This is a genomic window from Halomonas sp. C10-5, from assembly GCF_057169305.1.
The window spans coordinates 2,501,486-2,515,518 of record NZ_CP175665.1 but is presented as its reverse complement, the minus strand read 5'-3'; the positions used below and the strand labels follow the sequence as shown (position 1 = coordinate 2,515,518).

Below are 14,033 nucleotides of genomic sequence, written 5' to 3'. Positions count from 1 at the left end.
ATCTCGGCTGAACCTCCGGAGTCCCGCTCGATGCTTGTTCTCGCTATTGCCCTGCTGCTGGCCCTCTTCCTGCTGCCCAACGTCTGGGCCCAGTGGGTGCTCAAGCGCCATGCTCGCGGCCGCGACGATTACCCCGGCAGCGGGGCGGAACTGGCCGAGCACCTGCTGCGCCGGCTGGGTATCGAGGGCGTCAGGGTGGAGCGCACCGAGCAGGGTGACCACTACGACCCCGTGGCGCGCTGTGTGCGGCTCTCGCCGACGGTCTACGGCGGGCGCTCGCTTACCGCAGTGACGGTGGCGGCCCACGAAGTGGGCCATGCCATCCAGCACTACCGCGGCTATGCGCCGCTGCTGGCACGCTCGCGGCTGGTGGCGGTGGCCCAGAAGGCCGAGAAGCTCGGCGCGCTGCTGATGATGGCCGCTCCCTTCCTGTTCCTGCTGACCCGGCTGCCCGGCGGTCTCGCCATCGTGGTGGCCGCGGCGGTGATCAGCTTCGGCACCGCGGCGCTGGTGCACCTGGTGACCCTGCCGGTGGAGTTCGACGCCAGTTTCCAGCGCGCCCTGCCGCTGCTCAAGGAATATATCCCGCCGGGCGATATGGCCGGCGCCCGCCATGTGCTCACCGCCTGCGCCTTCACCTATGTGGCGGCATCGCTTGCCAGCATTCTCAACCTGGGGCGGTGGCTTACGATCCTGCGGCGCTGAAGATGATGCCGCTGACGGGTCGACCGCTGCGGTGCGCTCCATCCGAAAACGCAGAAGCCGCTCCGAGGAGCGGCTTCTGCGTGTCTGCCTGAGGCGGCGACGGGCGAATCACTTCCTGATCATGCGGTAGGCGCCGAGCAGCACCAGGGCACCGATGATGGCGGTGATGAAGCTGCCCAGGCTGAAGTCGCCCATGCTGCCCATGCCGACCATGGAGCCCAGCCAGCCGCCCACGAAGGCACCGCCGATACCGATCAGGATGGTCACGATGATGCCGCCCGGGTCCTTGCCGGGCATGATCCACTTGGCCAGGACGCCGGCGATCAGGCCGAACAGAATCCATGCGAGTACACCCATGTAGGCTCTCCTTGCTTGGGGGAATGGATATCAGATTCTGCCATACCTGGCAGCGCAACCCTAATGGCTCGGTGCAAGCTCCCGGTGCTATCCGTGGCGATTGGCGATGATCACCGCCCGGCGCGGGGCGGGGTAGCCCTCGCGGGTGCGGCTCGGGTCGTCGGGGTCGAGGAAGTTGGACAGCGACTGGAAGGTCATCCACTCGGTGGTGCGTTGCTCCTCTGTCGTCGTCGGTGCCTCGTCGACCACCCGCACGTTGGTAAAGCCGCAGCGCTGGAGCCATTGGCAGAGGGCGGTGGAGGAGGGCAGGAAGTAGACGTTGGGCATGGCGGCGTAGCGCTCCCCGGGCAGCAGCACCGTGGTGGCGTCACCCTCGACGACCAGGGTCTCCAGCACCAGCTCGCCACCGGGACGCAGGGCGCCGCGGAGCTGCAGCAGGTGCTCCAGCGGCGAGGGGCGGTGGTAGAGCACGCCCATGGAGAATACCGTATCGAAGAATCCGAGCTCCTCGGGGACCTCCTCGATGCCCACCGGCAGGAAGTGGGTGCGCTGGTCGTCGGCGTCGCCGACGAAGTGGCGTACCGCCCGGAACTGCCAGAAGAAGCGCGGCGAGGGGTCGATCACCAACACGAAGGAGGCCCCTGCCCCCGCCATGCGCCAGGCGTGGTAGCCGCTGCCGCCGCCCACATCGAGCATGCGCCGGCCGGCCAGCGGTGCCAGGTGGGGGGCGACACGCTGCCACTTCCAGTCGGAACGCCACTCGGTGTCGATATGAATACCGGCGAGTTCGAACGGCCCCTTGCGCCAGGGGGTGAGCTTGCTGAGCAAGTTCTCGCACTGGCGGCGACGGCTGTCTGGGAGGTCGCATTCCACCGTGATGGTATCGGCATCCAGGCGCACCTCGCGCTTCTCGGGAAGCATCGGCAGCTTGGCTACCGCCTTCTCCCAGGCGGGCAGGTCGCCATAGCGCTTGCGGTCTAGCCCGCGGGCGAGCTGCTCGGGTAGCCGGGCCAGCCAGGCGTCGAGGCCCTGGTCGAGAAAGGCCTGGTAGAGGTCGCGATGTTCGGCGGGTATCGGCACCCTCAGGTCTCCTGTGACGTGGGGGAAGCGGTGTCCTTGAAGGCCTCGTTCTTGAACGCGACCAGGGATGCGAAGTTGAGCAGCTGTAACCAGGTATGGCTGCGCGAGAAGCCGGCCCTGGCCAGGCGGGCATGGTGCGCGTCCAGGGTGTCGGGTACCAGCACGTTCTCCAGCGCCGTGCGCTTCTGGCTGATCTCCAGGTCGCTGTAGCCGTTGGCGCGCTTGAAGTCGTGGTAGCGCTCCACCAGCCAGGCGTTCTCCTGTTCGTCGGAGGCCTGGATCTTCTCCGAGAGCACCAGTACGCCGCCGGGCTCCAGTGCCTCGAAGAGCCGCGTCATCAGCGCCTCGCGGTCCTCCGGAGGCAGGAACTGCAGGGTGAAGTTGAGCACGATCATGCCGGCCGGCTGGTAATCGAGGCGCCGGATGTCGCCTTCAAGCACTTCCATGGCATGCTCGGGGCACTCGCTGGTCAGCGTCTCCCGGGCCCGTGCCACCATGGCCGGCGAGAGGTCCACACCGGTGTAGCGAAAGGTGTCCGGGGCGAGCTGGCCGGCCAGGGCCAGGCCGCCGGCACCCAGCGAGCAGCCCAAGTCATAGACCCGGGCACCGTGGCGCAGGTGACGACGGGCGATCAGCCCCAGCATGCCGAGTATCTGCCCATAGCCCGGCACCGAGCGACGGATCATGTCGGGAAAGCAGGCGACGACCCGCTCGTCGAAGGAGAAGCGTGCCACCCGGTCGAGGGGTGTCGAAAAGATCGCGTCACGGTAAGATGCGTCACTCATCGTCGAGCCAGTCATGCAGGGAAATCCGTCATTCTACGTTGTGATGTAGGGCGGTGCACGGAGGCCCGTTCATACGACGTCCAAGGAGGAGCCATGATCGATCAGACCCCCGCCTGGCAGGCTTTGCAGGCGCATGCCAATACCCTGGGCCAGACCCATCTGCGCGAGCTGTTCGCGGCGGAGCCGGATCGCCAGCCGCGCTTCACCCGCCACGCCGCGGGCCTGACCCTCGACCTCTCCAAGCAGCGCTGGTCTACCGAGACCCTGGCGCGCCTGCTAGCTCTTGCCGAGCAGGCCGAGGTGCCCGCGGCCATCGGCCGGCTGCTCGACGGCGAGCGCGTCAACGTCAGCGAGGATCGCCCGGCGCTCCACACCGCCCTGCGCCTGCCCGCCGATGCCTCGCTGGTGGTGGAAGGCGAAGACCTGGTGCCCGGGGTGCATCGTACCCTTGAGCGCATGGCGGCCATGGTGGAGCGTTTTCACTCGGGGCAGTGGCGGGGCGCCACCGGCAGGGCGATCCGCGATGTGGTCAACCTGGGGGTGGGCGGCTCGGATCTCGGCCCGCTGATGGTGACCCATGCCCTGGCCGACTACCGCCCGGATGACGTGCATTCGGTCGAGGTGCACTTCGCCTCCACCATGGACGGCTCCCAGCTGGCCGACTACCTGCGACGGCTCAACCCCGAGACCACGCTGTTCGTGCTGTCGTCGAAGTCCTTCACCACCATCGATACCCTCTCCAACGCCAATACCGCCCGCGACTGGCTGATGGGCCGCCTGGCTGGAGAGGAGGGCGTCGACGCCGAGCTGATCATGCGCCAGCACTTCATCGGCGTCTCGGCCAGTGACGTGAAAATGGGCGAGTGGGGCATCGACCCGGCCCACCGGCTGGAGTTCTGGGAGTGGGTCGGCGGGCGCTATTCGCTGTGGGGGGCGATCGGCCTGCCCATCGCCCTGATGGTAGGCATGGACAATTTCCGCGCCCTGCTGGCCGGGGCCCATGCCATGGATCGCCACTTCCGCGAGGCTGCCCTGGCCGACAACCTGCCGGTGTTGCTGGCCCTGGCGGGGATCTGGAACGTCAACTTCCTGGATATCCGCGCCCACTCCATCCTCCCCTACGATGGCCGCCTGGAGTACTTCGCCGCCTATCTCGAGCAGCTGGAGATGGAGTCCAACGGCAAGTCGGTGACCCATGACGGTCGCGAGGTGAGCTACGCCACCTGCCCGGTGCTGTGGGGACAGCTCGGACCCAACGCCCAGCACGCCTTCTATCAGCTGCTGCACCAGGGCACCCAGGCGGTGGAGTGCGACTTCATCGCCCCGCTCAGGCGCTATGACGATGTCGAGGATGCCGCCACTCGCGAGCACCTCAAGGGCCAGCACCGGCTGACGCTGGCCAACTGCTTCGCCCAGTCCCGAGTGCTGATGCTGGGCGACGACGCCATCGCCGACGATGGCCCGCGACCGGGGCACAAGCGCTATCGCGGCAATCAGCCCTCCAGCACCCTGCTGCTCGATGAGCTCACCCCGGCTACTCTGGGGGCGCTGATCGCGCTCTATGAGCACAAGGTGTTCGTCCAGGCGACCATCTGGGGTATCAACCCCTTCGACCAGTGGGGCGTTGAACTGGGCAAGAAGATCGCCGGGGAGACCCAGCGTATCCTCGAGAGCCGCCAGGGGCTCGCGGCCATGGATGCCTCCACGCGGGCGCTGATCGAGGCGACCTGGGCGGCGGAGGAGTCTCCATGATGCTGGCTACCCATACAGGTGTTGGGGTATGCTGAGTACGCCTCGGCGGAGTCGCCCGGCCAGCGGCGTGCTCTACCTGCACGGCTTCAACAGCGGGGCCGCCTCGCCCAAGGGGGTGCTGATGCGCCGCGCCTGCGAGGCCCTGGGAGTGCCCTGTATCACTCCCCAGCTGCCGCATCGTCCCGGTGCGGCGCTGGCGCTGGCCGAATCGCGCCTGGCCGAGCTGGGGGAGCGCCCGCTGGTCGCGGGCAGCTCACTGGGAGGCTTCCTGGCCACCTGCCTGGCCGAACGCCACGACCTCGATGGCGTGCTGATCAACCCGGCGGTGCGCCCGGCGGATCTGGTGGCCGAGTGGGTGGGCGAGCGCTTCGCCAACGAGCATACCGGCGAGCGCTTCACCATCGGCCGCCAGCACCTGGCCGAGCTGGCGGCACTGACGCCCGAGGCGGTTACCCCGGAGCGCTACCTGCTGCTGCTGGGTAGCGCCGACGAGGTGCTCGACCCGGCGCATGCCTTCACGCTCTATCGCGGCGCACGGACCCTGCTGCACCCCGGGGCCGACCACGCCTTCACGGTGCTTTCCCGGCACTTGCCGGCGGTGCTGGCCCATGGCGGCCATGCCCTGCCGCCGGAGTGGCAGGCCAGCCAACACTAAGGAACCGGACGACTCATGACGCAATACAGTGCCAGCTCGATCGAGGTGCTTTCCGGCCTGGAGCCGGTGCGCAAGCGCCCGGGCATGTACACCGATACCAGCCGGCCCAACCACCTGATCCAGGAGGTGGTCGACAACAGCGTCGACGAGGCGCTGGCCGGCCATGCCAGCCACGTCAGCGTGCGCCTGTTCGAGGATGGCGGCATCGAGGTCTCCGACGACGGCCGCGGCATGCCCATCGATATCCACCCCGAGCATGGCGTCTCCGGGGTGGAGCTGATCCTTACCCGACTCCACGCCGGCGGCAAGTTCTCCAACGCCAGCTACAAGTTCTCCGGCGGCCTCCACGGGGTCGGCGTCTCGGTAGTCAACGCGCTCTCCCGGCGCCTCGAGGTGGAGGTGCTGCGCGACGGCAGTCGCCATGCTGTCGCCTTCGAACACGGTGAGCCGGTCTCCAAGCTGGCGGTGATCGGCAGCGTGGGCAAGCGCAATACCGGCACCGTGCTGCGCTTCTGGCCTGAGCCGAGCTACTTCGACAGCCCGCGACTGGCCGTGGGGCGCCTGAAGCACCTGCTGCGCGCCAAGGCGGTGCTCTGCCCGGGGCTCAAGGTGAGCCTGCTGGAGGCCGATGGCACCCAGAGCGAGTGGCAGTACGCCGATGGCCTGCGCGACTACCTGGCCCAGGCCACCGACGGCTATGAGGTGCTGCCCGCCGCGCCCTTCATCGGCCACTTCGCCGATGACGAGCACGGGGTGGACTGGGCGATCCAGTGGCTTCCCGAGGGCGGCGAGCCGCTGCTGGAGAGCTACGTCAACCTGATTCCCACGCCCCAGGGTGGCACCCACGTCAATGGCCTGCGCGCCGGCCTGCTCGAGGCGCTGCGCGAGTTCTGCGAGTACCGCAGCCTGCTGCCGCGGGGGGTCAAGCTCACCGCCGAGGACCTCTGGGAGCGGGTCAGCTACGTGCTCTCGGTGAAGATGCTCGATCCCCAGTTCGCCGGCCAGACCAAGGAGCGTCTCTCCTCGCGCACGGTGGCGGGCTTCGTTTCCGGGGTGGTCAAGGACGCCTTCTCGCTGTGGCTCAACCAGCACGTGGACCAGGCCGAAGCATTGGCCGAGCTGGTGATCAGCGCCGCCCAGCGTCGCCAGAAGAGCTCAAAGAAGGTGGCACGCAAGAAGGTCACCCAGGGCCCGGCGCTGCCCGGCAAGCTGGCCGACTGCTCCGGCCAGGATCCGGCGCAGAGCGAGCTGTTCCTGGTGGAGGGCGACTCCGCCGGCGGCAGTGCCAAGCAGGCGCGCAACCGCGAGAGCCAGGCGATCCTGCCGCTGCGCGGCAAGATCCTGAATACCTGGGAGGTGGAGAGTCACGATATCTACGGCTCCCAGGAGGTCCACGACATCGCCGTGGCCATCGGCATGGACCCGGGCAGCGACGACCTCTCCAAGCTGCGCTACCACAAGATCTGCATCCTGGCCGATGCCGACTCCGACGGCCTGCATATCGCCACCCTGCTGTGCGCGCTCTTCGTGCGCCACTTCCCGGCGCTGGTGGATGCCGGCCACGTCTTCGTGGCCATGCCGCCGCTCTACCGCATCGATCTGGGCAAGGAGGTCTTCTATGCCCTGGACGAGAGCGAGAAGGCGGCGATCCTGCGCAAGCTGGAGGGCAAGCGCGGCACCGTGAACGTGCAGCGCTTCAAGGGGCTGGGCGAGATGAGCCCGCTGCAGCTGCGCGAGACCACCATGGCCCCGGATACCCGCCGCCTGGTGCAACTCACCCGCGAGGTCGGTGACGGCACCATGGAGATGATGGACATGCTGCTGGCCAAGAAACGCGCCTCCGACCGCAAGAGCTGGCTCGAGGACTACGGCAATTTGGCGGATATCGAGGTATAGCCACAAGCCACAAGCGCCAAGGGCGAGCGGCGCCGGGGACAGGTCGGAGGGGAGGTCCTATGCCAGGGATGGCATCGGTAGCGCCCAGGGAAGGGTTCACAGCGCCTCCGCGATGGTCCGACACTTCGGGGCCTGTCGCCGGATTAGCCGCGAGGTAAGAAAGCCAACGATTTTGGACACCCTGATCAGGGGCATACCGTATGACCATGGATATCCAGGTGGCGGAGGGCGACGTCGAACGCCTCTCGCTGCGCGAGTACACCGAGAAGGCGTATCTCGACTATTCGATGTACGTCATCCTCGACCGGGCGCTGCCGCATATCGGCGACGGCATGAAGCCTGTGCAGCGGCGCATCGTCTACGCCATGCGCGAGCTGGCCCTCAATGCCAGCGCCAAGTACAAGAAGTCGGCGCGTACCGTCGGCGACGTGCTGGGCAAGTTCCACCCCCATGGCGACAGCGCTTGCTACGAGGCGATGGTGCTGATGGCCCAGCCGTTCAGCTACCGCTACCCGCTGGTGGATGGCCAGGGTAACTGGGGCAGCCCCGACGATCCCAAGTCCTTCGCCGCCATGCGCTACACCGAGGCGCGGCTGTCGAAGTTCGCCGAGGTGCTGCTTGCCGAGCTCGGCCAGGGCACCGTGGACTGGACCCCCAACTTCGACGGCACCATGAACGAGCCGGTGGTGTTGCCGGCGCGCCTGCCCCACGTGCTGCTCAACGGTGGCACCGGCATTGCCGTGGGCATGGCCACCGATATCCCGCCCCACAACGTGAACGAGGTGGTCGAGGCCACCTGTCACCTGCTGCGCCACCCCGAGGCCACCACTGCGGACCTGGTCAGGCACCTGCCGGCACCGGACTTCCCCACCGAGGCGGAGATCATCACGCCCCGCGCGGACCTGCGGAAGCTCTACGAGAGCGGGCGCGGGTCGGTCAGGCTGCGCGCCCGCTACGTGCGCGAGGAGGGCAGCGTAGTGATCACCGCGCTGCCCTACCAGGTCAGCGGCGCCAAGGTGCTCGAGCAGATCGCCGCCCAGATGCAGGCCAAGAAGTTGCCCATGGTCGCCGACCTGCGCGACGAGTCGACCCACGAGGAGCCGACCCGGCTGGTGATCGAGCCGCGCTCCAACCGCGTCGATATCGAGGCGCTGATGGCGCACCTGTTCGCCACCACCGACCTCGAGAAGAACATTCGCGTCAACATGAACGTGATCGGCCTCGATGGCCGACCGCGGGTCATGCCGCTGCCCGACCTGCTCGGCGAGTGGCTGCGCTTCCGGCGCTCCACGGTGCGCCGGCGCCTGGAGCATCGCCTAGGCAAGGTGGAGGATCGCCTGCACCTCCTCGAGGGCCTGCTGATCGCCTACCTCAATATCGACGAGGTGATCCGCATCATCCGCGAGGAGGACGCGCCCAAGCCTGCGCTGATGGAGGCCTTCGGTCTCAGCGACCGCCAGGCTGAGGCGATCCTGGAGCTGCGCCTGCGCCACCTGGCCAAGCTCGAGGAGATGAAGATCCGTGGCGAGCAGGAGGAGCTCGAGACTGAACGCGCACGCCTCCAGGAGCTGCTTGGCAACGAGGCCAAGCTCACCGACCTGATCGAGGAGGAGCTGCGTGCCGCCGCCGAGGCCCATGGCGACCCCCGCCGCTCGCCCATCGTCGAGCGCGAGGAGGCCCGCGCACTCTCCGAGGTGGAGCTGGTGGGCGCCGATCCGGTCACCGTGGTGCTCTCCGAGAAGGGCTGGATCCGCAGCGCCAAGGGCCACGAGATCGACCCCGCCGGGCTCTCTTACAAGGCCGGAGACCGCTTCGCGCTGGCCGCCCGGGGCAAGACCAACCAGCCGCTGGTGCTGCTCGATGACACCGGCCGCGCCTATACCCTGCAGGCCCACAACCTCCCCAGCGCGAGGGGCCAGGGCGAGCCGGTCACCAGCCGGGTCAACGTGGTCGCCGGTGCCCATATGGCCGGAGTGATGCTGGCACCGCCGTCCACCCGCTACCTGCTCGGCTCCGACGGCGGCTATGGCTTCGTGGCGCGTCTCGAGGAGCTGGTCGGCAAGAACAAGTCTGGCAAGTCGGTGCTGACGGTGCCCAAGGGGTGCAACGTGCTGCCGCCGGTGGCGGTACCGGAGGGTGAGGGGGCGCTGGTCGCGGCGGTTTCCAACGAGGGGCGCCTGCTGCTGTTCCCCCTGGCGGAACTTCCCGAGATGGCCAAGGGCAAGGGCAACAAGATGATCGATATCCCGGGGCCGCGGGCGTCGCGCCGTGAGGAGTTCGTCCGCGATCTGGTGGTGCTGCCGGAAGGCGCGGCGCTGGTGGTGCACGCCGGCAAGCGCCACCTTACCCTCAAGGCCGACGATCTGGCGTATTATCGCGGCGAGCGCGGCCGGCGCGGCAGCAAGTTGCCCCGCGGGCTGCAGAAGGTCGACAGGTTGGAAGCGCTGAACGGCGACAGCTGACCAGATGGTGCCGCGGCGCCGGGGATAGGCCGTAGAGGAGGTCCTACGCCAGGGATGGCGTCGGTAGCGCCCATGGAAGGGTTTACAGCGCCTCCTCGAAGGCCTGTCGCCGGATCAGCCGCGGAAACGAGAGAGCTCCTGAGGCAACCATGACACGACGAATCCTGATTCGCGCCACCGGCGCGGCGCAGCCGGGCCAACTGGCCGGCCTGGGCAGGGCCCTGGCCGGCAGCGGCGCGCGGCTGTTGGACATCAACCAGAGCGTGACCTTCGGCATGCTCTCCCTGGAGGCCCTGGTCGGGCTCGATCACGAGGCCGATCTCGAGGCGGCGCTTTCGGCGGCAGGGGACGAGCTGGGCCTCGACGTCCAGGCGATCCAGGTCGCCGCCGAGGACTACCAGCGCTGGAGCAGCCAGGCCAGCCAGCCGCGGCTGATCCTGACTCTGCTGGCGCCGCACCTGCCCGCCGGGATCCTGGCCGAGGTGGGGGCGCTCACCGCCGAGCATGGCCTGACCGTGGAGCTGATCCATCGCCTCTCCGGACGCGAGCCGCTGGACGGCGGCGTGCCCGGCGAAGACGACGCTATCCAGGGCGCCTGCGTGGAGTGCTGGCTGCGCGGAGAGGAGGTGGACCTCGACGCCCTGCGCGAGAAGGCGCTGGCGCTGGGCGCCATGCACGGCGTGGATATCGCCATCCAGGAGGACTCCATCTGGCGCCGGCATCGCCGCCTGGTCTGCTTCGACATGGACTCCACCCTGATCAAGGCCGAGGTGATCGACGAGCTGGCGCGCCGCCACGGTGTCTATGACGAGGTGGCCGAGGTCACTGAGCGGGCGATGCGTGGCGAGTTGGACTTCCAGCAGAGTTTTCGAGAGCGCATGGCCAAGCTTGCCGGCCTCGACGAGTCGGTGCTGGCCGAGATCGCCGAGTCGCTTCCGCTGATGGATGGCGTCGAGCGGCTGATGGCCCAGCTCAAGCGCCTGGGCTACCGCACGGCGATCCTTTCGGGCGGCTTCACCTACTTCGCCCGCCACCTGCAGGAGAAACTCGGCTTCGACGAGATCCACGCCAACGAGCTGGTGATCGAGAACGGCAAGGTGACCGGCGAGGTCCGCGAGCCGATCCTCGACGCCGACCGCAAGGCAGAGCTGCTGGGCGAGATCGCCGCGCGCGAGGGGCTCGCCATGGAGCAGACCATCGCCGTGGGCGACGGCGCCAACGACCTCAAGATGCTCGCTGCCGCCGGGCTCGGCATCGCCTTTCGCGCCAAGCCCCTGGTGCGCGCCCAGGCGCGCCACTCCATCTCGACGCTGGGGCTCGATGCGGTGCTCTACCTGATCGGCTATCGCCAGGGTGACCTGGAGGAGTCGGCGTCGTGAGCTCGGTCTTCGAGGCATGGCGCGACCGCTTCGAGCGGCTGCGTGCCAACAAGCTGTTTGAGTCCGCGGTCATTGCCATCATCATCATCTCGGCGCTGCTGATCGGCGCCAAGACCTACGAGGAGACCAATCGCTTCCAGCAGTGGCTGCTGGTCCTGGACGTGGCGGTGACGGTGTTCTTCCTGGTGGAGATCCTGATCCGCATGGCCGCGGAACGGCGCCTGCGGGACTTCTTCCGCCGCGGCTGGAACGTCTTCGACTTCTTGATCGTCACCGCCAGCCTGATCCCCCTGGACGATTCGGAGATGGTGCTGCTGGCGCGGCTGCTGCGCATCTTCCGGGTGCTGCGCCTGGTGTCGATGATCCCCGAGCTGCGCCTGCTGATGGCGGCGCTGGTCAAGTCGATCCCGCGGATGGGCTATGTGGCGCTGCTGATGTTCATCATCTTCTACATCTATGCGGCCATCGGCAGCTTCCTGTTCGCGGACATCGATGACTTTCTGTGGGGCAATATATCCATCGCCATGCTCACGCTGTTCCGCATCGCCACCTTCGAGGACTGGACCGACGTGATGTATGCCACCCAGGAGGTGTATGCCTGGAGCTGGATCTACTACCTGACCTTCATCTTCCTCACCGCCTTCATCTTCCTCAACATGATGATCGGCATCGTGCTCGACGTGATGCAGAAGGAGAGCGTGCAGATGGAGATCGAGAGCGGGGAGGGGGAGGCCGCCGAGCTCCACGGGCTGCGCAGCGACGTGCGCGAGCTGCGTGACCAGCTGACTCGCATGGAGGCACTGCTGGAGCGACGGAGTTGACAATGTCCTCCAGGCCTGATTTTCTAGGGGTATGAACCTGACCGCGTACGACCTCGACCTACGACTACTAGCGCTAGCCTGAGCGCTGGCGATGCCGCCTGCATCGCCGAGTCACTGCTCCCCTGTTGGAGCCCCGGTCGTCAAGAGGTCGTACCATGTCATCCATCCCCGTCGTCATAGCTTGTTTCCAGGTCGCACTGGTATCGCCCCAGCGGGGCGCTGCCTGCCGCACCGTGATCTTTCATGCAGCGCCCCGACCGGCTCCCCGCCGTCGGGGCGCTGCCGTTTCCGAACGCCAGCACGCCTGACGCCCCGTATCCAGAGGAGAACGCCGCCATGATGCTCGACAATCCCGCCGCCAAGTATCGCCCCTTCGTCGCCGTGGACCTGCCCGACCGCCAGTGGCCCAATCGCCGCATCGAGCAGCCGCCCATCTGGACCAGCGTCGACCTGCGCGACGGCAACCAGTCGCTGATCGACCCCATGGACCAGGAGCGCAAGCAGCGCCTCTTCGACCTGCTGGTGAAGGTCGGCTTCAAGGAGATCGAGGTCGGCTTCCCCTCCGCCTCCCAGACCGACTATGACTTCGTACGCTCGCTGATCGAGAATGACCGCATTCCCGGGGATGTCACCATCCAGGTGCTGACCCAGGCCCGCGACCACCTGATCGATCGCACCTTCGAGGCCCTCGAGGGGGCGAAAAACGCCATCGTCCACGTCTACAACGCCACCGATCCGATGTTCCGCCGCGTGGTGTTCGGGGTCGACAAGCCCGAGTGCATCCAGATCGCCGTGGATGCCACCGCGCGTATCCGCCAGCGCATGGAGGAGGCTCCCCAGACCAACTGGACCTTCCAGTACTCCCCTGAGCTGTTCACCACCACCGAGATGGAGTTCGCCCGGGAGATCGTCGAGGCGGTAATGGACACCTTCGGCGCCAGCGCCGAGAAGAAGATGATCGTCAACCTGCCGGCCACGGTGGAGGTCGCTACCCCCAACAACTACGCCGACCAGATCGAATGGTTCTGCCGCAACATCAAGGATCGCGAGGCGCTGATCGTCAGCGTGCATCCCCACAATGACCGCGGCACCGGCGTGGCTGCCGCCGAGATGACGCTGATGGCCGGCGCCGATCGCGTCGAGGGCACCCTGTTCGGCAACGGCGAGCGGACCGGCAACGTGGATATCGTCACCCTGGCGATGAACATGTACACCCAGGGGGTGCACCCGGGGCTCGACTTCTCGAATATCACTCCGATCATGCGCGAGGTGGAGTACTGCAACCAGCTGCCGGTACATCCGCGCCACCCCTATGTGGGGGACCTGGTGTTCACCGCCTTCTCCGGCTCGCACCAGGATGCCATCAAGAAGGGCATGGCCGAGCGTCGCGCCCATCCGGAGGCCGTCTGGGACGTGCCTTATCTGCCCATCGACCCGCTTGATGTGGGCCGCAGCTACGAGGCGGTGATCCGTGTCAACAGCCAGTCGGGCAAGGGCGGCGTCTCCTACTTGCTGGAGCAGGAGCACGGTATCGAGCTGCCGCGCCGGCTCTCCATCGAGTTCAGCCAGGTGGTGCAGGAGGTGGCCGACCGCACGGGCAAGGAGATCACCTCGCAGATGATCTATCAGGCCTTCGCCGACGAGTACCTCGAGCAGACCTCGCCCTTCGGACTGGTCAGCCATCGCCTCTCCTCGGAGCCCGACAGCCCGACGGTGAGCCTGGAGGCTACCATCGAGGAGCGCGGCGAGCGCCGCACCCTCCAGGGGCAGGGCAACGGCCCGCTGGCTGCCTTCATCAAGGCGCTGGCCGCTGCCGGCCATGACGTGGAGATCATCGACTACCACGAGCACTCCCGTGGCCAGGGCTCGGATGCCGAGGCGATCGCCTACGTGGAGGTGCGCATCGACGGCGAGGCGGTGTTCGGCGTGGGCACCGACGAGAGCATCACCAGCGCCTCCATGAAGGCGGTGATGAGCGCCATCAACCGCAAGCTCTCCAGCCAGGAACCGGCGGCCAATGTGACTGCCGCGTCACTGGCGTGAACGGTTTCCTGTAGGAGCCCAATTCATTGGGCGATGGAGGCCGTAGGCCTCCCCAGCGCCAGCGGCACCGCCGGGCACCTGCGGCGCCAATCGCCCGA

The 14,033-nt window shown here is 67.4% G+C and carries 11 protein-coding genes; 8 read left to right on the top strand and 3 right to left on the bottom strand.

Translation table 11 applies throughout. The annotated features are described in order from the left end of the window. The first annotated feature begins 30 nt into the window (after positions 1-30). On the top strand, positions 31-705 hold the full coding sequence (locus ACJ7IV_RS11705; protein WP_483864536.1) for a zinc metallopeptidase: 675 nt from the start codon (positions 31-33) through the stop codon (positions 703-705). A gap of 108 nt (positions 706-813) precedes the next feature. Here the strand turns inward: ACJ7IV_RS11705 and ACJ7IV_RS11700 are convergent, their stop codons facing one another. From ACJ7IV_RS11700 to cmoA, 3 genes are all read right to left on the bottom strand, one after another. Then, positions 814-1,062, bottom strand: coding sequence for a GlsB/YeaQ/YmgE family stress response membrane protein (locus ACJ7IV_RS11700; protein ID WP_483864535.1), 249 nt, complete (start codon positions 1,060-1,062; stop codon positions 814-816). An 87-nt stretch (positions 1,063-1,149) separates the two neighbouring features. Continuing rightward, positions 1,150-2,142 carry a tRNA 5-methoxyuridine(34)/uridine 5-oxyacetic acid(34) synthase CmoB gene (cmoB, locus tag ACJ7IV_RS11695; RefSeq protein ID WP_483864534.1) on the bottom strand — a complete coding sequence of 331 codons (993 nt, stop codon included), beginning with the start codon at positions 2,140-2,142 and terminating at the stop codon, positions 1,150-1,152. A 2-nt stretch (positions 2,143-2,144) separates the two neighbouring features. Beyond that, positions 2,145-2,927, bottom strand: coding sequence for a carboxy-S-adenosyl-L-methionine synthase CmoA (gene cmoA / locus ACJ7IV_RS11690; RefSeq protein ID WP_483864533.1), 783 nt, complete (start codon positions 2,925-2,927; stop codon positions 2,145-2,147). A gap of 93 nt (positions 2,928-3,020) precedes the next feature. Here cmoA and pgi point away from each other — a divergent pair, with 93 nt between their 5' ends. From pgi to leuA, 7 genes are all read left to right on the top strand, one after another. Further along, the gene (pgi, locus tag ACJ7IV_RS11685) at positions 3,021-4,679 is read left to right on the top strand and encodes a glucose-6-phosphate isomerase (RefSeq protein ID WP_483864532.1); all 1,659 of its coding nucleotides are present in this window, start codon (positions 3,021-3,023) and stop codon (positions 4,677-4,679) included. A gap of 28 nt (positions 4,680-4,707) precedes the next feature. After that, the gene (locus ACJ7IV_RS11680) at positions 4,708-5,334 is read left to right on the top strand and encodes a YqiA/YcfP family alpha/beta fold hydrolase (protein WP_483864531.1); all 627 of its coding nucleotides are present in this window, start codon (positions 4,708-4,710) and stop codon (positions 5,332-5,334) included. Between the two features lie 15 nt (positions 5,335-5,349). Beyond that, positions 5,350-7,230: a DNA topoisomerase IV subunit B gene (gene parE / locus ACJ7IV_RS11675; RefSeq protein ID WP_483864530.1), complete on the top strand. Its 1,881-nt coding sequence runs from the start codon at positions 5,350-5,352 to the stop codon at positions 7,228-7,230. Positions 7,231-7,430: 200 nt separating this feature from the next. Then, positions 7,431-9,692, top strand: a complete 2,262-nt coding sequence (parC, locus tag ACJ7IV_RS11670; protein ID WP_483864529.1) for a DNA topoisomerase IV subunit A — start codon at positions 7,431-7,433, stop codon at positions 9,690-9,692. 149 nt (positions 9,693-9,841) lie between these two features. Next, complete coding sequence (serB, locus tag ACJ7IV_RS11665; RefSeq protein WP_483864528.1) at positions 9,842-11,071, top strand: phosphoserine phosphatase SerB; 1,230 nt, start codon at positions 9,842-9,844, stop codon at positions 11,069-11,071. Then, the gene (locus tag ACJ7IV_RS11660; RefSeq protein WP_483864527.1) at positions 11,068-11,892 is read left to right on the top strand and encodes an ion transporter; all 825 of its coding nucleotides are present in this window, start codon (positions 11,068-11,070) and stop codon (positions 11,890-11,892) included. The genes serB and ACJ7IV_RS11660 overlap by 4 nt, the downstream gene beginning before the upstream one ends. Before the next feature lie 336 nt (positions 11,893-12,228). Then, entirely contained in the window at positions 12,229-13,935 is a 1,707-nt protein-coding gene (gene leuA, locus ACJ7IV_RS11655) for a 2-isopropylmalate synthase (protein ID WP_483866582.1), read from the top strand. Positions 13,936-14,033: the final 98 nt, after the last annotated feature.

Bases quoted from the DNA above. Each gene is read 5' to 3' on its own strand.
- ACJ7IV_RS11680 (WP_483864531.1), top strand. From the start codon at position 4,708: ATGCTGAGTACGCCTCGGCGGAGTCGCCCGGCCAGCGGCGTGCTCTAC.
- parE (WP_483864530.1), top strand. From the start codon at position 5,350: ATGACGCAATACAGTGCCAGCTCGATCGAGGTGCTTTCCGGCCTGGAG.
- cmoA (WP_483864533.1), bottom strand. From the start codon at position 2,927: ATGAGTGACGCATCTTACCGTGACGCGATCTTTTCGACACCCCTCGAC.
- serB (WP_483864528.1), top strand. From the start codon at position 9,842: ATGACACGACGAATCCTGATTCGCGCCACCGGCGCGGCGCAGCCGGGC.
- pgi (WP_483864532.1), top strand. From the start codon at position 3,021: ATGATCGATCAGACCCCCGCCTGGCAGGCTTTGCAGGCGCATGCCAAT.
- ACJ7IV_RS11700 (WP_483864535.1), bottom strand. From the start codon at position 1,062: ATGGGTGTACTCGCATGGATTCTGTTCGGCCTGATCGCCGGCGTCCTG.
- ACJ7IV_RS11705 (WP_483864536.1), top strand. From the start codon at position 31: ATGCTTGTTCTCGCTATTGCCCTGCTGCTGGCCCTCTTCCTGCTGCCC.
- leuA (WP_483866582.1), top strand. From the start codon at position 12,229: ATGATGCTCGACAATCCCGCCGCCAAGTATCGCCCCTTCGTCGCCGTG.
- parC (WP_483864529.1), top strand. From the start codon at position 7,431: ATGACCATGGATATCCAGGTGGCGGAGGGCGACGTCGAACGCCTCTCG.